The following is a 20,074-nucleotide window of genomic DNA, read 5'->3' on the forward strand; positions in this document are numbered from 1 at the left end:
CTTGGTTCATGATATTACCTTCAATCCGTGCAAAACTTTCTCACTGCTTTAGCAGGTTGCTATTTGCGCCAACCCTGATGTTGGTTCTCATGATGTACACCGTTAACGGTTTAGCGGTAGATGAAATTCAAGAAGCGCCGGAAACTCTAACCATCAAAGAGCAAGATGTTGCAAAGGTCGTGATAGGAATGCTTCGTTATACCCGTTGGGCGAGCTCTCCAGATCCTATAAAGCTTTGTATCGTCCCTCCTGCGCGTTATGCGCGTTTGTTGACTGAGAGTACGATTACGTTACCCAGCAGACGCGTAGATGCTAAAGTCGTCGATTTTTCGCCCACGAAGCTGTTGGAACAATGTGACGCGGTGTACTTCGGAAATATAAAACCAGATGACCAAGAACTGATCATTCAAAGTATGCAAGGTAAAAGTATTCTAACAATTGCAGAAGATAATAAGGAATGCCTTAGAGGAAGCGCGTTTTGTTTACGCATCGATAATTCGGGGGTCGCATTTGATCTCAATTTGGATATTCTGGCGCGTAGTAACGTTCAAGTGAATCCTAATGTGCTGCTTTTAGCTAAGAGAAAAGGGTAATCGGATGAGATTCACTTTTTTCTCAAACGCGAACATGCCTAAATCTCGTCCAACGTTACGTAGTATGTTTCAGCGTATTCATTTAATGATTATCGCTATTACTCTGCTAATGGCGGGGATACCGCTGTCAGTGCTTTCTGTTTTCACGCTGAAGTCATACGCTGAACATAACTTACAGCTGGTTGCAGCCACGATCAGTTATACCAGCGCGGCTGCAGTGGTATTTGGCGATAAACCGGCGGCTCAGGATGCGTTGACGTTGATCGCTAAAAAAGAACAAGTGTATGAGGCGAGGATCTACGATCAAAAGAAGGAGTTACTCGCAAGCTGGACCTCACCTACCAGCATGCGTTTGACGCTTGACGACCCGATTCGAAAATGGCTATTGCCAAAAATGGTTGTTCAACCTGTAGTGAGTGAGAATGAAGTGGTGGGATACGTCACGTTGACCGCAGGTGGCGCCACTATGGTTAAATTCTTGAGCAATTTGTTGCTTGGCCTATTGAGTTGTTTGGTGATTACCGCTTTGCTGTCGTTTTGGTTAGTGCGCCGTATGCACACCGGAATTGTCGATGAGCTGCAAAATATTGCCCATGTGGCTCGTTTGGCCCGAGAAAAGAGAGAATTTTCAATCAGGGTACGGCCTTCACAAATTGCAGAGATTAATGAGCTGAGTCGGGGCTTCAATAGCTTATTGCGTGAAATGGAATTGCAACATGCTGATTTGATGATCGAGAACGATCAGCTTTCTTATAAAGCATTGCATGATCCATTAACGTCACTGCCAAATCGCTCAAACTTCATGAGCATGCTAGAGAGTATGAACATGATGCAGGAACAAATATGCGTCATGTTTCTTGATGGTGATGGTTTTAAAGCTGTCAATGATACTTGGGGGCATTCGGCCGGCGATCATGTACTAACCACGATTGCAGAACGTCTAAAAACGCTGGTCGGTAAAAATGACTTAGTTGCCAGGATGGGCGGTGATGAGTTTTCAATTTTATTGCGTCACGTGGTTGATCAGGACGATGTCATGCAGGTAATCGAAAAAATCCTCAAGGCAATGAGACGCACGATATATCTGCCTAATGGTGAAGAGGTATTTGTATCACTCAGCATAGGTTTTACGCTTTCAAATGCTGGGAGTACGCCAGCTGAATTATTGGAGAAAGCGGATGCCGCTATGTATCACAGTAAGCATAACGGTGGCGGTTGGAGCTTCTCGTAACGATGATATTAAAAAAATAGGAAGAGGAATGAACGTGAGATTACACACTCAGTGGAAATGGGTAGGAATAATTTTAGCAGTACTATTTTTAGCGGGATGTCAGCATAAAGGCGGATTAACCGCAGAACAAATTGCAGTACTAAAAGAGCAGGGCTTCCATCAGACCGATGAGGGATGGATGTTTGGACTGTCTGAGAAGGTATTGTTTGGTAATAACAAATCTAATCTGACGCCAGAAAGCACGGAAACGGTAAAAAAAATGGGTAAGACGCTTGCGCAAATCAATATTCTGCATGCGCGCTTAGATGGCTTTACCGATAATTATGGTGATGAAAGCTACAACCAGCAGCTATCGCTAAAACGCGCCAATACAGTGGCTGATGCTCTTTCTCAGGGGGGGATCCCACGCATGAATCTTACAACGCGCGGAATGGGAGAAAGTCATCCGATTGCTAGCAATAGCACTAAGCAGGGACGTTCTGAAAATAGACGTGTTGCAATAGTCATTGAGGCGCCTTAACTGAGCCCCAATAGATAAATATTTTTTAGGTATCATGGATGATACCTAGCCATTTCTGTTTGCTTTTCCGCACTTTTTTTCCGCCTGACAAATCTCTCTCAAATATCTCTCAGTCCCATTCTATGCGGCAGTAGCTCATTAGTTTTGCCTAGTTATTATCTCAAAAGTGGCTTTTTTTCAGGCCTATACGATCTTTACACACTCAGTGACTAAGATCACAAATTTTGACATTTGGTCTGTTTTGTTGAATTATTGTTATAGTTAAACAGCATTATTTGAAGGATTAAATAAGGAGAAAAGGGCTGTTAGGGTGTGGTTGATCAGGTAGGAGACTGCTTATCTGAGGCTGCCAAAAAGCGCACTATCAGCGATTTAGGTCGTGTCCCATTGGGGGCTTTATCCTGAGTATTCGAGTTGTCATAGGCTATGAACGTCTAAAAGTCGCAAGCAGGGTGGACGAGCGCAGCCAATACGTAAGCAATTTTGAAGTAGGACGGGTAGAGAACGGACCATCGTGAGGCACGGTGAGAAGGCATTCACTGTGCGACACAAAATTTTGCAAGGAAATAATAATGAGATTAAGAAGAAAGCAGGCAAAGCCGCTACATATTAACGACATTACAATTATCGATGATGAGAAGTTAAAAAAAGCCATTACCGCGGCAGCGTTGGGTAATGCGATGGAATGGTTCGACTTTGGTGTTTACGGGTTTGTTGCCTATGCACTGGGTCAAGTATTCTTCCCCGGTGCCGATCCAGGTATTCAAATGATCGCGGCGCTGGCTACATTCTCTGTTCCATTCCTCATTCGTCCTTTAGGCGGATTATTCTTCGGTGCATTGGGGGATAAATTTGGCCGCCAAAAAGTTCTCTCTGTCACTATTATTATCATGGCGGTGAGTACGTTCTGTATCGGCCTCATTCCGTCTTATGCATCGATAGGGATCTGGGCTCCGATTCTGTTGCTGTTGGCTAAATTAGCTCAAGGCTTTTCCGTCGGTGGTGAGTATTCAGGAGCAGCAATCTTTGTTGCTGAATATTCTCCAGACAGAAAACGCGGATTTATGGGGAGCTGGTTAGACTTTGGTTCCATTGCGGGCTTCGTTTTGGGTGCCGGCGTAGTGGTACTGATTTCTAGCATTGTTGGTGAGCAAGATTTCCTTGATTGGGGATGGCGTATTCCATTCTTTATTGCTGCACCATTAGGTTTGATTGGTCTTTATTTACGCCATGCATTAGAAGAAACGCCAGCGTTCCAACAGCATGTAGATAAAATGGAGCAGGACGATCGCAATGCGATTCAAAATCCGCCTAAGACTTCATTTAAAACCATTCTTGCTCAGCATTGGAAAAGCTTGTTGACCTGTGTCGGTCTGGTTATCTCAACCAACGTAACGTATTACATGTTGCTGACGTATATGCCGAGCTATTTGTCGCATAACCTGCATTATTCAGAAGACCACGGCGTGTTGATCATCATTGCGATTATGATCGGTATGCTGTTTGTCCAGCCGGTTATGGGACTAATGAGTGACCGCTTTGGCCGTAAGCCATTTATTATCTTTGGTAGCATTGGTTTACTGTTATTAGCCATCCCCTGTTTCAAACTCATCAACAGCGATATCATTGGTTTGATTTTCTTGGGGCTGTTGATATTAGCTATATTGCTGAATGCGTTTACGGGTGTGATGGCGTCTACGCTGCCAGCAATGTTCCCAACGCATATTCGATACAGTGCGCTAGCGATTTCGTTTAATATTTCAGTACTTATTGCTGGTTTGACGCCGACGATTGCAGCTTGGTTGGTTGAAACCACCAACAACCTGTATATGCCAGCCTATTACTTGATGGTTGTGGCGTTAATCGGATTAGCAACGGGCTTGTTTATGAAAGAAACGGCGAATAAGCCTCTTAGAGGCGCAACGCCAGCAGCTTCTGACCGTGCTGAAGCGAAAGAGTTGTTACAAGAGACTTATGACAACATCGAGCAAAAGGTTGAGGATATTAACGAGCAGATTGAAGAATTGGAACGCAAGAAACAGCGTCTAATCGACCAACATCCTAAATTGGATTAAGGTTTTCATTTTCTGTCTAGGGGCCGCTTGCGGCCTCTTTTTATTTCTGCTGCGGGCAACACTCGAACCTTTGGATATAGTTTACGGCATAAATTTACAATTGGTAAACACAGCTTGAATGAGAAAGGTATAGGCTTTTTCTTAATAACGGCAAAGTGATGTTGTCTTTGAGGAGAGTCTGACTATGAACGCGAAGAGAGTTAAAATTGCACAGTCCGTCGCAAAATATGCTGTTGCCCATCATAGTTCGAGCCGTTGGAATACAGCGATGAAAATGCTGAAAGCATCGATTTCTGTCGCGGTTGTTTTACCGCGCAGTGAGCTCTGATTCTATGGATAGCCATTCAAGAGTGGTGGTGCAGGGCACGTCGGTGCTGAACGCGGATGTGCCCTGCAATATGGCGATCAACTACATCATGCTATAGGCGGAGGGTTGGCTCATGACGTCAACAAATACGTCTTTGGCTACGGCCCAAAAGTGGCTCATTCCATCGGTGTTGATTGTCGCGCCAGTGAGTGTCATAACCAACCAACATGCCGTGGCAAACCCGATGCCGCTGAAGGCAAAAGCAACCAAGCTGTGACCTTTCTTACGAAACTTGATGTTCAATGAGCTGGCCACAAACATCATAAAAGTACTCATGATTTCCCAACGGGCGACGATTAGCCCAGTCATAACAGTACCCATGCAACACGATCCTCACTCAACAGTATAATGTGATTTGGATCACATTATATTCTGAGTCATTCAATTCATCTAGCATGTTTCTTCATCAATTAATCTGAGTTTAGCTATCTGCATCTGAAATGAGCGGAATCAGAGTCTACGCTTATTATTGAAACCAACGGAGAGATGCAGAATGAATGATGAGCCCCATAAAGATCGTATTGTTGATGAAAAGCCAGAAAGCGGGTTGAAGGTTGATAATGATGAAGAGAAGCAGGGGAAAGAGATCAATACCGATGAAGATCGCCTTCCGTCACGCGCTGCGGCGGTACATGAAATTATCCGTATGGAAGGTACCAAAGAGCTAGAGCGTGATGTTTGGGCATTGCTCTGGTCTGCTGTTGCCGCTGGGCTTTCAATGGGAGCTTCGCTGATGGCGAAAGGTATTTTCCACGTCAAACTTGATGGGGTACCGGGCGCATTTTTATTAGAAAACTTCGGCTATACGTTGGGGTTTATTATCGTGATTATGGCTCGCCAGCAGTTGTTTACGGAAAATACGCTGACCGCGGTACTGCCTGTTATGAATAAGCCTAATCGCACCAATCTTCTTTTACTGATGCGGTTGTGGGGGCTTGTGTTGCTCGGGAACCTGATAGGCACGGGCTTAGTTGCGTTTATCTTCTGGCATTTGCCGGTATTTGACGTGCAAACGCGTGAGGCTTTCGTCAGCATCAGTCAGAAAGTGATGGAAAATTCGCCGACGGAAATGTTTGCCAACGCCGTGGTATCAGGTTGGATTATTGCCACCATGGTATGGATGTTTCCCTCTGCGGGAGCGGCGAAAATCTGGGTTATTATTATTATGACCTACCTGGTGGCCATCGGCGATCTGACTCATATTGTTGTTGGCTCGGTAGAAATTCTCTATTTGGTATTTTCCGGTCATCGTCACTGGCAGGAATTTATTTATCCATTTGCCGTGCCGACCTTGATCGGTAATATCATCGGCGGCACATTCATTTTTGCGTTAATTAGCCATGCACAAATACGCAGTGAGTTAGATAAAAGCAAGGACAAAAAATGAACATTATTGTGCGAATGGTTTCACTTGAGCTTATTGCCTATACTCTATGGCTTCAATTGACATATAACCCGTCATTCGCACCAAGGATGTGATGCATAATGATTGAATTATTTAAGGCCATAGGGCTAGGATTGGTAGTGATATTACCGTTGGCTAACCCACTGACGACGGTGGCGTTATTCCTCGGCCTAGCGGGAAATATGAACCGCGAGGAGCGAAACCGCCAGTCGTTAATGGCTTCGGTCTATGTGTTTGCCATCATGATGGTTGCCTTTTATGCCGGCCAAGTTGTGATGAACACCTTTGGGATCTCTATCCCAGGTTTGCGGGTTGCGGGGGGATTAATTGTCGCCTTTATCGGTTTCAGAATGCTGTTTCCTCAGCAAAAGATGGAGGATCAGCCAGAGGTTGAAAGCAAAAGTGAAGAGTTAAACAAACACCCAACCGCGAATATTGCCTTTGTTCCGCTCGCGATGCCCAGTACGGCGGGACCCGGCACCATAGCGATGATTATTAGCTCTGCGTCCACCATTAAACACGGCGCTGATTTCCCTGATTGGGTGCTGATGGTGGCTCCGGTGCTGGTGTTTCTGTCCGTTAGTGTCATTCTGTGGGGATGCTTACGCAGTTCTGGCGCGATTATGAAGCTGGTGGGTAAGGGAGGCATTGAAGCTATTTCACGCCTGATGGGATTTTTATTAGTTTGCATGGGCGTACAGTTTATTATCAATGGCATTTTAGAAATCGTGACAACCTTCCACGCGCCTATCTAATTTAATACTCAGATGCAGGCCGCTTTTGTATGAAAGATGGCTTGCTGTTAATGCGATAAATCCTCCGTCATAAATCCTTATTGTGTCCTAGAATTAACACAGGAAGGTAGCAGTTCCATTTTTGCGGATTAAGGAGTCAAAAATGAGTGACGGTATGAAAGACTCACTTATATTGCTGGCTAGGATATTGTTGATGCTGCTGTTCATTATATTTGGATGGTGGAAATTAACCCATTTCGAACTCGCTGTTTCGGCAATGCAGGGTTATGGCGCTCCGTTACCCTATATTGCGGCTATCGTTGCGGTGGTGGTTGAGCTCTTCTTCGGTTTTGCGTTGATCTTAGGGCTGGGGACTCGGCCTATTGCCGCTATCTTTGCGCTCTATGTGCTTGGGACATCCATTATTGGCCACCCATTCTGGAGACTCAGTGGCATGGATATGGTGCTTAACGAAATCAACTTCTATAAGAACATCAGCATAATTGGTGGACTTTTATTGCTGATAGTGACGGGAGCAGGGCGCTACTCTTTGGATTACCGCCTGAGCAAGAAATTGTAGATAGCGTTTTTCTGTCTCCAACTAACGGCCTGCTAGCAGGCCGTTTGCCTATCAGACACAGTGACTGCGGCCTCTAGAGCGGAAAACTCAGCCTCGCTAAAAACGGTAATTCCATTTTTTCGTAATAGATCCGCAGTTAATCCCATTCCTGAGATTTTTTACCGCTGAAGCTACCATCATAAATAAGCGAGCTACCGCAAGAAGGGCTGCCATCGGTGAGTAGGGCAAAACGGCATTGGTGTTTTAATGCCAGTTGTAGGGCGATACTGGCACCAGCCAGATAGCCCGCAGTAACGTCAGTATTATCAGATTCGACGACGGCACGCTCTCCAAGCGGTGAGTAACGAATTTCAGCGCTCAATCGTGGCGTTGGGAAGCCTGCGCTGACTTCAGGGCAGCAGAGTATCAAACGATCTTCTTGCTGCCAGCGTAACAGCGTCGGTGGCATAAATGGTTTTGCGCTGCCGTTATAACGCACTGGGAAGCCCATTAGGCAGGTGCTAACCAGTATTTTTTGTGGGATTAGTCATAAAAAACCTAAAAAACGATAGCTGAACTGAGATAACTCGATACGGTGAGCAGAGTATTATTGCATGAAAAATGGTGATGCTAGAGGCCTAACTGATTAATAAATAGCGATATCTGATTAAAGAAAGTTCATCGTGGCTATTTACTGCGCAGTTGAATAAAATTTTTATTTTAGCGCTGGACAGCCACCGGGAAGGCCGTTAATATCTGCCCCCATTGGAAGGATGGCTGAGTGGTTTAAGGCAGCGGTCTTGAAAACCGTCGAGTGTAACAGCTCCTAGAGTTCGAATCTCTATCCTTCCGCCAAATTCGCCGACTTAGCTCAGTAGGTAGAGCAACTGACTTGTAATCAGTAGGTCACCAGTTCGATTCCGGTAGTCGGCACCATGAGTAAGAAGAAACCACCCTCTGGGTGGTTTTTTTTCGCCGAAAATTTGCCCTCCATTTTGTGTGATCTCCGTTTTGTCAGGCTTATCGGTGATAGTTACATGTTTGTTAATTTAACCACCTTCTGTTTGTGAGCCACATCATAGTTTGGGGGTTATCTCTTTGGCTAATGCTGATGTGATGGGGATAATTAACCGAGTATTAAATTATTAAATCACGTTATGGAAGTGTCGTATGTGTATTTGTGATATCAGCGTTGAAGATACCTTTATACGTCTGCCGTTATCGCCAACGGCTGCATGGATGCTCGATCGTCAGGCAACCCGCGCACTAGGCTGGCGTCGTTTTCTTAAACCTAAACGTGATCAAAAGTTGATGAGCTGGCGTTTAACGCCGCTGAAAGATCGTTATGAAGTGCGGTTCTCACCGAATCGACAGCCTGAGCTTTGGATGTTTAGCGCCGAAAATGCGTTACGCAAGCGTCTTTAGCACTCGTTGATGGATTGTGCCAAACCGCGTAGATCCTATTGCGGTTTGGCTTGCTCTCTTTAGCCTGCATATTCCTACCTCTATTCTTTTCTTGAGATTATTGCTTTTCTTGAGATAATTTCGCTTCCTCTTCGCTGTAAGGCGCCATGATATCTTCTAAGATTTTTAGCCGTTGTTCTGGCGTTAGGTAGAATAAGCCAAGCAATTTATGAGGCTGACGTTCCTGCTGATAGCTCTCTGTAAGCTGATTTAAAAAGCCATAGATCTGTTTCATATTTAACCTCCTACGGGTAAAAATTCATCGTAGGATGTTTAAACATGAACTAAAACTGAACAAATTATTTTTGTTGTTCATGTTTTATATATCTATGAATCATCATGTTTTTATTGCTGTTGTCCGTCCTCGTTAGTCAGGCGGTGTGAGTGGTATAAGCCCCTTAACTCCATAGGGGAACTTGTTTGACACCGGTAAATCGTTATATAGTTTTGTATATAACACAACTTAAGTCACTCACTATGAATCTTTCTACGTCCAAGCTGAGCCATGCGGTTATCGCAGGCGCATCTCTTCTATTCGTCTCTTTTACATCTCTTGCCGACCGCACCGTCATTGACCAACTTGGCCGTCAGGTTACGATCCCCGATCGAGTAAATCGTGTTGTTGTTTTACAACATCAAACGTTGAACTTACTGGTACAGCTTGATGCGGCAGATGACGTCGTGGGCGTTTTATCCAGTTGGAAAAAGCAGCTTGGCCCTGAATTTGAACGTTTTTCTCCACGCTTGGCGACAATACCAATGCCGGGCGATCTGACACAGGTGAATCTAGAAAGTCTGCTAGCTGAACATCCTCAAGTTGTTTTTGTGGCGAACTATGCGCCGCCTGAAATGATTAATCAGATTGAGAAAGCCGGGATCCCCGTAGTAGCGATTTCACTGCGCCATGATGCCCAAAGCGAAAAGGGCAAGCTTAACCCTCAGATGAATGATGAGGAGCAGGCATATAACTTAGGGCTGCAAGAGGGTATTCGTCTGATCGCTAAAGTGGTGAATCGTGAGTCACAAGGTGAAGCGTTGATTGATTATGCCTTCAAGCAACGAGAGACGGTGGGAGCGCGTCTGAAGGATATTCCCGTCGACCAGCGCATGCGCGTTTATATGGCGAACCCCGATCTAACAACTTACGGCTCAGGAAAATATACTGGTTTGATGATGCAGCACGCGGGGGCGATAAACGTTGCAGCGACCAGCATCAAAGGCTATAAGCAGGTTTCAATGGAACAGGTCTTATCTTGGAATCCGCAGGTTATCTTCGTGCAAGATCGCTATCCAGATGAAGTGACTAAAATCACTCGCGATCCGGCTTGGCAGGGCATTGATGCAGTTAAAAATAAGCGAGTTTATCTGATGCCGGAGTACGCTAAGGCGTGGGGGTATCCAATGCCGGAGGCATTGGCTATCGGCGAGCTATGGATGGCGAAACAGCTGTATCCGCAACGTTTTCAAGACATTGATATGAATAAAGCCGCGAATGATTACTATCAGCGTTTTTATCGCACAGCCTGGACGCCAAATTCGCATGCCTCAGTTCAGTAATCGGTACTTTCATTTGCTATTCCCTATGGCGACATTGATTGTCGCCTTCTTTTCGCTCGGCGTCGGCCAATTTACTATTTCGCCGATAGAGGTTTGGCATGCGCTGCTAGCACCTATGCAGACCGATCGGTTAGCGGGGCAAATTATCTGGACGGTCAGGATGCCGCGTATTCTGATGGCCTGTGGCGCAGGAGGCGCGTTAGCGCTGTGCGGTGCGTGTCTGCAGGGAGTATTTCATAATCCACTGGTTGACCCTCACATTATTGGCGTTAGTGCGGGAGCGGCCTTTGGCGGGACGCTGGCAATTTTGCTCGGATTTTCTCCATGGCTGTTGATGAGCTCGACCTTTGCATTCGGTCTGTTAGCTTTAGCGTTGGTCTATGTCATTGCGTCAGCGCTGGGCAAAGAGAATCGCCTGATGCTTATTCTCTCCGGCATTATTCTCAGCGGTTTTTTCTCTGCGTTGGTTAGCCTGCTGCAATATATGGCTGATACCGAAGAGAAGTTGCCGAGCATTGTATTCTGGCTATTGGGCAGCTTTGCAACGGCTAATTGGCATAAGTTGTTGATGATGGCGATACCGCTGGCGATAGCCAGCTTTTTGTTATTTCGGCTGCGATGGCGGATCAATATTTTATCTCTCGGTGATGCTGATGCGCGCACCTTGGGGGTGTCCGTGGTGGGCTTGCGTCGTTTGGTTTTGCTGTTATGTGCTCTTTTAGTGGCGGCACAGGTGGCAGTAAGCGGTGGAATAGCTTGGATCGGCTTAGTGATTCCGCATCTCGCTCGTCTATTAGTAGGGGCGGATCATCGGCGATTACTCCCCGCCGCGTTTTGGTTGGGCGGCGGCTTTATGGTGTTGGTTGATGATGTTGCCCGTACGCTGAGTCAGGCAGAAATTCCACTGGGTATCATTACGGCCTTAATTGGCGCACCGCTATTTGCACTGTTGCTCATCCGCTCGCGGAGGTTCTCTCATGGTGAATAATGTTGCATTAAGCGTTGATGGGCTAACGTTCGGCTATCGGAACGCGTTGTATACACCGCTGAGCTTTGACTGCCGGCGGGGTGAGGTATGCGCCATTCTTGGTGCTAATGGACGAGGAAAAACTTCGTTGCTGAATACGCTAACCGGCGTATTGCCTTTGTTATCAGGTAAAATATCCCGCAGCGCACCGATAGGTTTTGTCGCACAATCTTTCTCAACGGCTTTCGCTTATCGGGTCGTCGATATTGTGCTGATGGGGCGGGTGAATTCTATCGGGTTGTTACAGCAACCAACGCGTAAAGATGAAACTATTGCACAGGAAGCACTGCGAACGTTGGGCATTGAACATCTAGCTGAATGCGATTTTCAGACGCTATCGGGCGGGCAGCGACAGTTAGCCATGATTGCGCGAGCTTTAGCCACCGGTTGCGAAATGCTCATACTCGATGAACCCACGTCGGCGCTAGATCTGTTTAATCAACAGGCGGTTTTGCGGTTGGTTTGCCAGCTAGCGCAAGAGCGCCAGATAAGTGTGCTGTTTACGACCCACGATCCGGCGCATGCACATCTGGTGGCGCATAAATGCCTGATGCTATTAGATGGCAAACGTTGGGCTTATGGCGTCACACAGGAGATGCTCACTGAAGCAAATTTGCTGATGGCATATGGCGTAAGAGTGGAGCGCGCGTCTGTGTTATCGGATGGGCAGCGATATGAGGTACTTACCCCGCTGTTTGAGATTGCTCATGATTAACATGCTGAAAAACCAGCGTTAATGAATTGCTGCTGAAGGCGTGGTGATGAGAGATACTCCGCTAACGGCCGAGCGCTTTCATCACGCAGTGCCAATGCATAAGTGGCAAAAACATTATCTGTATCAGGAATATTGACCACCGCCACGGTCTGATTATTCCGAAGCCACTGTGCATAATGAGTATAACCGACGAAGACATCCGCCAAACCTTGCTGAATGATCCAGCCAGAGGCTATTTCATTTGCCGGAACCTGTAGGCTATCTATTCCTCCCACCAACTGTCGTGCTCGTTGCTTCAGTGATTCACCTGCGTGAGGACGAAGCGCTTCGACGCGATCAAACAACTGCCACGTGTAGTCACCGGAGGGATCACTGCCAGGTGTCGACGTGCCGATGCTAAGTTGCGTATTAGTGAGAAGCTCCAGCCAACTGTCTGATTCGCTGTTCATACATGTGCGTCTAACGGTAAGGCAGAGCCGATTACGCAGGAAGGGCATTATGCTTTGCGCCAGTCCCTGTGCTTGTAGCTTCTGCGGATGTTGCAGGTTAGCTGAGGCAAACAGATCCCACGTTGCACCACGCTCAATTTGCTCGCGCAACAGACCGGCGGGGCCAAACTGCACATGTATATTGATGCCAAATTGCTGGCTAAATTGGGTTAGATGCGGGGAGAGTGCTTTCCGCAAGCTACCGGCGGCGAGCACATTTAGAGATTGAGTTTGGGGTTTCACCATGACACCACGCGATATTAACGATTAAAACGTTATATAAAATTTTATATAGAGTAAGGCACGTTACGGCGGGAGCGTCGGTCTGTCAATGCGCGGGTGATATATCCCCGCCATACTTCAGGTTGTAGGGCGTTGGCGGCACTCACTGACTCCAGACACTTGATGCAATAGTCATTCGAGAAGAGAAAGCTACGCTGACCGGGTATCAGCGTAGCGGGATAGGGCGCTGATTAACGCGCTAACCAACCGCCATCGACGGCGATGGTATAGCCGTTAATATAGTCGGATGCCGGTGATGCCAAGAACACCGCTGGCCCCATCAGATCTTCTGGTAAACCCCAGCGGCCAGCAGGAATTCGGCCAAGAATTTCTTCGCTTCGAGCTTCGTCGGCACGCAGTTGCTGCGTATTGTTGGTTGCCATATAGCCCGGAGCAATCGCGTTGACGTTGATTTTATGCTTCGCCCATTCGTTGGCGAGCAGACGAGTGACGCCCATCACCGCACTTTTAGACGCGGTATAAGACGGCACACGAATACCTCCTTGGAAAGAGAGCATGGAGGCAATGTTGATTATCTTTCCACCTTTCCCCTGCGCAATAAATTGGTGTGCAACGGCCTGAGACATAAAGAACACGGTCTTAATGTTCAGATTCATCACGTCATCCCAATCCTTCTCGCTGAACTCTAATGCATCCTGACGGCGGATAATTCCTGCGTTGTTGACCAAAATATCGATATGGCCAAACTCAGTAGACGCGCGTTTCACCACATCAGGAATGACCGATGTATCGCGTAGATCGGCAGTTAAGCTTAAGAAGCGGCGGCCAAGAGCGGTGATCTTTTCAATGGTTTCGGTGGGTTCAACAATATTAACACCGACGATGTCACAACCGGCCTGTGCTAAACCAACTGCCATACCCTGACCTAAACCCGTGTCACAGCCAGTGACCAGTGCAACTTTACCCTGTAGCGAGAATGCGTCAAGAATCATGTTTTATGTCCTTAAACAGCGGCCAGACAACGTTGGCTAACCGCAAAAGATGAAGTGTAAATGGGTTAGCGAATGTCTTTTACCGCGACGTGATCCATATCGTCGAAGACCTGATTTTCACCAACCATGCCCCAGATAAAGGTATAGGCCTTGGTGCCTACGCCTGAGTGAATTGACCAGCTAGGTGAAATCACGGCTTGTTCGTTATGCATCACAATGTGCCGAGTTTCCTGCGGCTGTCCCATCATGTGGAAAACACAGGAGTCATCGTCCATGTTGAAGTAGAAATAGACTTCCATGCGGCGTTCATGGGTGTGGCATGGCATGGTGTTCCACAGGTTGCCTTCAGCCAGCTCGGTGAGCCCCATTGATAACTGACAGGTTTGTAGTACATCTGGAACCATATATTTATTGATGGTGCGGCGGTTGCTGGTTTTTGAATCGCCCAGCGTTTGTGGTGATGCATCGGCAGGCGTGATCTTTTTGGTTGGATAGGTGGTATGTGCCGGTGCGCAGTTGTAATAGAACTTGGCAGGCTGATTTGTATTTACGCTAGCAAAAACAATGTCACGAGCACCTTTACCTACATAAAGTGCTTCGCGGTGGCCTATTTCAAAACACTCTCCGTCGATGGTAATGGTGCCTGGCCCGCCAATATTAATAATGCCTAATTCACGGCGTTCCAGAAAATAGCTCACGCCTAACTGTTTGCCTACTTCGGCACCGATAGTAACGGTTTTCTGCACCGGCATGACGCCGCCGACGATAATACGATCGATATGGCTGTAAACCATGGTGTATTGGTCTGCATCGAAAATCGTCTCAACTAAAAACTCGCGGCGTAGGCCGTCAGTGTCGAGTTGCTTGGCATGATCGCTGTGGATGCTTTGGCGGACTTCCATCTTTCACCTCGTCGGTTATTCGTTTGAGTATTTATTTGGCATGAACAGAAAGGTTTTCTATCCCTGTCGATGTATGCATGGTAGATCCTTACGCTGCGCAATTCAATAAAAAATGAAACAGTGTTTTGTTTTTATGGGTTTCGTGTTGCGAATTTGGCTATCAGATCACAGACTGTAGGCAAGGGGCTGTGATGAATCATGCCGCTGACTGAGTAAAACAGAGGTTATAGAGACTGAGACAATAAAGCGCTGAGGGTAAGCAAAGTATTAATAATAATGTTTGCTGGAATAAGTGGGGCCAATTTGCTATTTTAGGCGTAATCTTACCGCTGAGTTTAAAATAAACCCACAATCTCCACACTCTCTTCATAATTGCCCATTTTTTGATTTTTCTCCTTTCATTAATTTACTCAGCGTGTAACTACTATATATTTAGAACTATAGACTTAATTCCATCAACACAGTGAACACATTGTTAGAACGACAAATCGTTAGAACGAACACATTATTTGAGGAATGATTACTATGCGTAAATTAACTGCTTTAATGTTGGCTTCATCTTTGGCTCTGGGCGCTTCAATGGCAAACGCAGCGGAAACGACCGCCTCCGCAGCACCAGCACCAGCACCCGCCGCAACGCAGGGGAATGCGACCGCACCCATGATGATGCATCATCAGATGGGTATGAAAGGTCCTCATCGTGGTGGTATGTTTGAAGGGTTGAAACTGACGGATCAGCAACGTGAACAGATGCAAACCATTGCTAAAGAGTTCCGCGCTGAGCATAAAAAACCAATGATGGGCGATCACTTCAAAGAAATGCACAAGCTGGTAGCGAGTGATAAATTTGACGAAAGCGCAGCACGTGCACAAATCGAAGCGAACAATAAAGAGCGCAACGATATGATGCTGGAACGCATGAAAATGGAAAACAAAATGTATAATGTTCTGACGCCAGAACAGAAAAAAGAATTTAATCAGAATTTCGAAAAACGCATCGAAAAAATGCAACAGCGCCATGCTGCGATGGTTGCCGCTGAGCAATAATCGATAAGATTCGACTGGAATAAATATAGCCTCCTGTGCGGAGGCTTTTTTATTTCCCACGATTATTTTCCGCAAGAAATATCCTTCTCCCACTTAACGCGTCGCTATTGGTTTACACCATCTATCGTATCAACTGCCAAATGTTACTAAAACGTTACCATCTATTTGTGTTATCTTTAAAGGTAGCCACAACGTTATCAGGAGATTGCCGCTGGTTGTGATGGTTCTAGACGCTGCATGAGAAGCGTGCTCACGGCCAGCCGGTATCGCTTTAAGCATTATAAGGAAGGAGGAGCTATGTCATCCGATGTGCGAAATCGTCTGAATCAGCAACATCTTGCCCAGCAGTGTGAAAAAACACTAAGTGCCCTGAATACCGAATACCGCTACTACAGTTTGCCCGAGCTGGAAAAACATCTTGGCGATATCAGTCGCTTACCCAAATCCATGAAAGTGCTGCTCGAGAATCTACTGCGTCACCTCGATGGAGACAGCGTGGCTCAGGATGATTTGCAGGCAATTGCCGATTGGATAAAAACGGGACATGCCGATCGAGAAATCGCCTATCGCCCAGCGCGTGTGTTAATGCAAGATTTCACCGGTGTACCCGCCGTCGTCGATTTGGCCGCGATGCGAGAGGCCGTGCTGCGTCTTGGTGGCAACGTTGAGCAGGTTAATCCGTTGTCGCCAGTTGATCTCGTTATCGATCATTCGGTTACCGTGGATCATTTTGGCAGTGAGCAGGCGTTTGGCGAAAACGTTGAGCTTGAGATGGAACGCAACCATGAGCGCTACATTTTCCTGCGTTGGGGGCAAAAAGCCTTTAACCGCTTCCGCGTTGTGCCGCCGGGTACGGGCATTTGCCATCAGGTGAATTTGGAATATCTTGGGCAGACGGTATGGCATGAAGATGTTGACGGTCAGCGCGTTGCTTATCCTGACACCCTGGTTGGTACCGACTCCCACACCACCATGATTAACGGCCTTGGCGTATTAGGCTGGGGCGTAGGAGGGATAGAGGCGGAAGCGGCTATGCTGGGACAACCGGTATCGATGCTGATCCCAGATGTGGTCGGATTCAAGCTGACTGGCAAACTGCGTGAGGGGATTACCGCAACTGATTTGGTGCTGACGGTGACACAAATGCTGCGTAAGCACGGTGTCGTCGGCAAATTTGTTGAATTTTATGGCGATGGTTTAGCCGATCTTCCCTTGGCTGACCGTGCGACTATCGGCAACATGTCACCTGAATTTGGCGCGACCTGTGGCTTTTTCCCTGTCGACGAGGTGACGCTGAGCTACATGCGCCTGAGTGGTCGAAGCGAGGAGCAAATTGCGTTAGTTGAAGCTTATTGTAAAGCGCAGGGGCTGTGGCGAAATGCTGGAGATGAACCGGTATTTACTAGCACTCTGTCTTTGGATATGAGTACCGTTGAATCAAGTTTAGCGGGACCGAAGCGCCCACAGGATCGTGTGCCTCTACCTAAAGTACCTCAGGCGTTTCAGGCTGCGACCGAACTGGAGCTGACCAGTCAGAAGAACCGCGTTGAATTTGAAGCGTTCACGCTGGCGGGTAAAAAGCACCAACTGGAGCAGGGCGCAGTGGTGATTGCCGCGATTACGTCCTGTACCAATACCTCTAACCCAAGTGTTCTGATGGCCGCCGGACTGTTGGCAAAAAAAGCGGTAGAAAAAGGGCTCGTACGTAAGCCATGGGTAAAAACCTCGCTGGCACCGGGATCTAAAGTTGTCACCGACTACCTGAATGCCGCAGGCTTGACTCCTTATCTTGAACAGTTAGGTTTCAATCTCGTGGGTTATGGATGCACCACCTGTATAGGTAACTCCGGCCCGTTGCCGGAACCGATTGAAACCGCGATCAAAGCGGGCGATCTGACCGTGGGTGCGGTGCTTTCTGGAAACCGTAACTTTGAGGGGCGAATTCATCCTTTAGTTAAAACCAACTGGCTAGCCTCTCCACCGTTAGTGGTTGCCTATGCGCTGGCCGGCAATATGAAGGTGAATCTGTCTGCTGACCCGTTAGGTCATGATCAAAAGGGCCATGCAGTTTATCTGAAAGATATCTGGCCAACTGGCCAAGAAATTGCCAACGCGGTAGAAATGGTCAAAACCGACATGTTCCGCAAAGAGTATGCGCAGGTCTTTGACGGTGATGCTGTTTGGCAAGGGATTCAGGTCAAAGGCTCCGCGACCTATGATTGGCAGGAAGATTCCACCTATATCCGTCATCCGCCATTTTTCAGCACGATGCAGGCCGAACCTGAGGCCGTGAAAGATATTCACGGCGCGCGTTTGCTGGCAATGTTGGGGGACTCTGTGACCACCGACCACATTTCTCCTGCGGGTAATATCAAAGCTGAGAGCCCGGCAGGGCGTTATCTGCTGGGGCATGGCGTTGAACGTAAAGATTTCAACTCCTACGGTTCACGGCGTGGTAACCATGAGGTAATGATGCGAGGCACCTTCGCGAATATCCGTATCCGCAACGAAATGGTTCCTGGCGTGGAAGGGGGCGTAACTCGACACATTCCTACCCAACAGCAGATGGCGATTTATGACGCTGCGATGCAGTATCAGGACGAAGGCGTGCCGCTTGCGGTGATTGCGGGTAAAGAGTATGGCTCGGGCTCTAGTCGTGACTGGGCTGCTAAGGGGCCGCGATTGCTTGGGGTCCGTGTGGTGATCGCTGAATCATTCGAGCGTATACACCGTTCAAACCTGATTGGTATGGGGATTCTGCCGCTGGAGTTTCCACAAGGGGTTACACGCAAAATGTTAAACCTGACGGGAGATGAAACATTAGATATTAGCGGATTGCAGCAGCTCACGACGGGGCAAACCGTTAATGTAACCATCACCTACGCCGATGGACATAGTGAAGTGATCCCGACTCGTTGTCGTATTGATACCAGTAACGAACTTACTTATTACCGTAATGATGGGATCTTGCACTATGTGATCAGGAAAATGCTGTAGAAGAATGGCATGTGTCAGGTTCGCGTAGTGTAAGGTTTCAGACTCCCGCCGCTATCATTTTTGATAGCGGCTTTCTTTTGTGCCTTTATCCAGGCGAAACACGCTATATCTGAAACTATGCGAATAACACTGCCAACACACCAACAACCTTAATATGATGAGGCAGGAGTTTACCGTTGGTCACACTTATCTAAATTATCTAAAGCGGTGATGTGATGATGGGATGATAAAATGGGGGAATATAACAGCGGGCTAGCATAATTTTCTGAGGGCAACATGACGGACATGAAAATGGGGACTTGGCGTCAGAAGATATATAGCCACTTGTTTGATATCCGGACCCGCGTTGGCAGAAAGATGGAGTATTTCTGGATTGCTATGGCTGTCGCCAGCGTTTTTCTGGTGTTTATCGAATCTGGTGATCCTCAACCTTTGCGCGTGTTGGTGGCACGTGAGGATCTTTATCTCAAGCTTGAAATATTGTTTACCGCGGTTTTTACCGTTGAATATTTCTTGCGTTTGCTTACGACGCCAAAAGAGAAAAACTATGCGTTTACTTTTCTCGGTGTTATTGATTTATTGACCATTCTGCCACTCTATATTTTGCTGATCTATCCCGAGATGGCAGGGCAGTACGTCACGGTTTTGCGTTTGCTACGAGTACTCAGAGTATTACGAATTTTTAAACTACTGCGTTACATGGGAGCGGCGTCTCTGCTGTGGGATAGCATCATTGGCGTGCGTAAAAAACTATTGGTGTTTTTTACTTTCGTGATGATCTTACTGTGCTTGTTCGGTGGTGTGATGTACGTGATTGAAGGTCCTGAGCATGGCTTTACCAGCTTACCTATTTCAGTCTATTGGGCGGTGGTGACGATGACCACCGTTGGATATGGTGATATCACCCCGCATACCCCAGCAGGGCGAATTTTAGCCTCAATGCTTATTCTGATTGGCTACTCGATTATCGCTATTCCAACAGGTGTTTTAACGGCGCATATGACCGAGGTATTGCAGCGTCGGCGTCACTTGCGTCGTTGCGAGCATTGCCATAAATCGGGTCACGATGATGAAGCCCGATTCTGTAAATTTTGTGGTCAACAGTTAAGTCACTATAGTGATGAATAAACAATAACGCACAGCCTAGGCTGTGCGTTA

Annotated in this window: 20 protein-coding genes, 2 tRNA genes and 1 pseudogene; 17 read left to right on the forward strand and 6 right to left on the reverse strand. The window is 47.1% G+C overall.

The features are described 5' to 3' along the window. Positions 1-89: 89 nt before the first annotated feature. The 5 genes from yfiR to K9N75_RS10900 all read left to right on the forward strand — a co-directional run bounded on the left by yfiR (position 90) and on the right by K9N75_RS10900 (position 4,747). Positions 90-593, forward strand: a complete 504-nt coding sequence (yfiR, locus tag K9N75_RS10880; protein ID WP_064574243.1) for a regulatory sequestration protein YfiR — start codon at positions 90-92, stop codon at positions 591-593. Between the two features lie 4 nt (positions 594-597). After that, the gene (gene dgcN / locus K9N75_RS10885; protein WP_020303769.1) at positions 598-1,824 is read left to right on the forward strand and encodes a diguanylate cyclase DgcN/YfiN; all 1,227 of its coding nucleotides are present in this window, start codon (positions 598-600) and stop codon (positions 1,822-1,824) included. 28 nt (positions 1,825-1,852) lie between these two features. Then, entirely contained in the window at positions 1,853-2,344 is a 492-nt protein-coding gene (yfiB, locus tag K9N75_RS10890; RefSeq protein WP_008813386.1) for an outer membrane lipoprotein YfiB, read from the forward strand. A 572-nt stretch (positions 2,345-2,916) separates the two neighbouring features. After that, a complete protein-coding gene (gene proP, locus K9N75_RS10895; protein WP_039186868.1) occupies positions 2,917-4,419 on the forward strand; it encodes a glycine betaine/L-proline transporter ProP in 1,503 nt (500 codons plus the stop codon). Positions 4,420-4,603: 184 nt separating this feature from the next. Beyond that, entirely contained in the window at positions 4,604-4,747 is a 144-nt protein-coding gene (locus K9N75_RS10900; protein WP_020303768.1) for a hypothetical protein, read from the forward strand. An 81-nt stretch (positions 4,748-4,828) separates the two neighbouring features. On the opposite strand, the gene K9N75_RS10905 is transcribed toward K9N75_RS10900, so the two are convergent. After that, on the reverse strand, positions 4,829-5,107 hold the full coding sequence (locus tag K9N75_RS10905; protein ID WP_008813388.1) for a YjcB family protein: 279 nt from the start codon (positions 5,105-5,107) through the stop codon (positions 4,829-4,831). Between the two features lie 172 nt (positions 5,108-5,279). On the opposite strand from K9N75_RS10905, the gene K9N75_RS10910 reads away from it, so the two are divergent. From K9N75_RS10910 to K9N75_RS10920, 3 genes are all read left to right on the forward strand, one after another. After that, complete coding sequence (locus K9N75_RS10910) at positions 5,280-6,173, forward strand: formate/nitrite transporter family protein (protein ID WP_224452571.1); 894 nt, start codon at positions 5,280-5,282, stop codon at positions 6,171-6,173. 98 nt (positions 6,174-6,271) lie between these two features. Next, positions 6,272-6,946, forward strand: coding sequence for a MarC family NAAT transporter (locus K9N75_RS10915; protein ID WP_008813390.1), 675 nt, complete (start codon positions 6,272-6,274; stop codon positions 6,944-6,946). A gap of 142 nt (positions 6,947-7,088) precedes the next feature. Further along, positions 7,089-7,505, forward strand: a complete 417-nt coding sequence (locus K9N75_RS10920; protein WP_008813391.1) for a DoxX family protein — start codon at positions 7,089-7,091, stop codon at positions 7,503-7,505. 32 nt (positions 7,506-7,537) lie between these two features. On the opposite strand, the pseudogene K9N75_RS10925 reads toward K9N75_RS10920, so the two are convergent. Further along, a pseudogene (locus K9N75_RS10925) lies at positions 7,538-8,028 on the reverse strand (2-thiouracil desulfurase family protein). A gap of 223 nt (positions 8,029-8,251) precedes the next feature. On the opposite strand from K9N75_RS10925, the gene K9N75_RS10930 reads away from it, so the two are divergent. The 3 genes from K9N75_RS10930 to K9N75_RS10940 all read left to right on the forward strand — a co-directional run bounded on the left by K9N75_RS10930 (position 8,252) and on the right by K9N75_RS10940 (position 8,909). Further along, positions 8,252-8,339 (forward strand) — tRNA-Ser (locus K9N75_RS10930). Positions 8,340-8,344: 5 nt separating this feature from the next. Next, positions 8,345-8,420 (forward strand) — tRNA-Thr (locus tag K9N75_RS10935). Positions 8,421-8,654: 234 nt separating this feature from the next. After that, positions 8,655-8,909 (forward strand): hypothetical protein, encoded by a 255-nt coding sequence (locus K9N75_RS10940; RefSeq protein WP_004090023.1) that lies wholly within the window; start codon positions 8,655-8,657, stop codon positions 8,907-8,909. A 97-nt stretch (positions 8,910-9,006) separates the two neighbouring features. On the opposite strand, the gene K9N75_RS10945 is transcribed toward K9N75_RS10940, so the two are convergent. Continuing rightward, a complete protein-coding gene (locus K9N75_RS10945; protein WP_008813393.1) occupies positions 9,007-9,183 on the reverse strand; it encodes a hypothetical protein in 177 nt (58 codons plus the stop codon). Positions 9,184-9,425: 242 nt separating this feature from the next. Between K9N75_RS10945 and K9N75_RS10950 the strand changes: the two genes are divergently transcribed. The 3 genes from K9N75_RS10950 to K9N75_RS10960 are packed head-to-tail and all read left to right on the forward strand — an operon-like array spanning position 9,426 to position 12,247. Next, entirely contained in the window at positions 9,426-10,505 is a 1,080-nt protein-coding gene (locus tag K9N75_RS10950; RefSeq protein ID WP_224452572.1) for an ABC transporter substrate-binding protein, read from the forward strand. After that, complete coding sequence (locus K9N75_RS10955) at positions 10,489-11,493, forward strand: FecCD family ABC transporter permease (protein WP_020303767.1); 1,005 nt, start codon at positions 10,489-10,491, stop codon at positions 11,491-11,493. The genes K9N75_RS10950 and K9N75_RS10955 overlap by 17 nt, the downstream gene beginning before the upstream one ends. Beyond that, entirely contained in the window at positions 11,486-12,247 is a 762-nt protein-coding gene (locus K9N75_RS10960; protein WP_375374060.1) for an ABC transporter ATP-binding protein, read from the forward strand. The genes K9N75_RS10955 and K9N75_RS10960 overlap by 8 nt, the downstream gene beginning before the upstream one ends. On the opposite strand, the gene K9N75_RS10965 is transcribed toward K9N75_RS10960, so the two are convergent. The 3 genes from K9N75_RS10965 to kduI all read right to left on the reverse strand — a co-directional run bounded on the left by K9N75_RS10965 (position 12,244) and on the right by kduI (position 14,872). Then, on the reverse strand, positions 12,244-12,981 hold the full coding sequence (locus tag K9N75_RS10965) for a substrate-binding domain-containing protein (RefSeq protein ID WP_224452574.1): 738 nt from the start codon (positions 12,979-12,981) through the stop codon (positions 12,244-12,246). The two genes, K9N75_RS10960 and K9N75_RS10965, sit on opposite strands and share 4 nt — an antisense overlap. 227 nt (positions 12,982-13,208) lie before the next feature. Next, positions 13,209-13,970 carry a 2-dehydro-3-deoxy-D-gluconate 5-dehydrogenase KduD gene (kduD, locus tag K9N75_RS10970; RefSeq protein WP_004090015.1) on the reverse strand — a complete coding sequence of 254 codons (762 nt, stop codon included), beginning with the start codon at positions 13,968-13,970 and terminating at the stop codon, positions 13,209-13,211. A 65-nt stretch (positions 13,971-14,035) separates the two neighbouring features. Next, a complete protein-coding gene (gene kduI / locus K9N75_RS10975; RefSeq protein WP_008813398.1) occupies positions 14,036-14,872 on the reverse strand; it encodes a 5-dehydro-4-deoxy-D-glucuronate isomerase in 837 nt (278 codons plus the stop codon). 525 nt (positions 14,873-15,397) lie between these two features. Between kduI and spy the strand changes: the two genes are divergently transcribed. The 3 genes from spy to K9N75_RS10990 all read left to right on the forward strand — a co-directional run bounded on the left by spy (position 15,398) and on the right by K9N75_RS10990 (position 20,044). Then, entirely contained in the window at positions 15,398-15,919 is a 522-nt protein-coding gene (gene spy / locus K9N75_RS10980; protein WP_008813399.1) for an ATP-independent periplasmic protein-refolding chaperone Spy, read from the forward strand. Positions 15,920-16,216: 297 nt separating this feature from the next. Continuing rightward, a complete protein-coding gene (gene acnA / locus K9N75_RS10985) occupies positions 16,217-18,916 on the forward strand; it encodes an aconitate hydratase AcnA (protein ID WP_224452575.1) in 2,700 nt (899 codons plus the stop codon). Positions 18,917-19,192: 276 nt separating this feature from the next. After that, positions 19,193-20,044, forward strand: a complete 852-nt coding sequence (locus tag K9N75_RS10990) for an ion transporter (RefSeq protein ID WP_130954872.1) — start codon at positions 19,193-19,195, stop codon at positions 20,042-20,044. Positions 20,045-20,074 lie beyond the last annotated feature (30 nt).

It is taken from the genome of Hafnia paralvei (genome assembly GCF_020150375.1).
In the GTDB taxonomy this organism is placed as follows: domain Bacteria; phylum Pseudomonadota; class Gammaproteobacteria; order Enterobacterales; family Enterobacteriaceae; genus Hafnia; species Hafnia paralvei.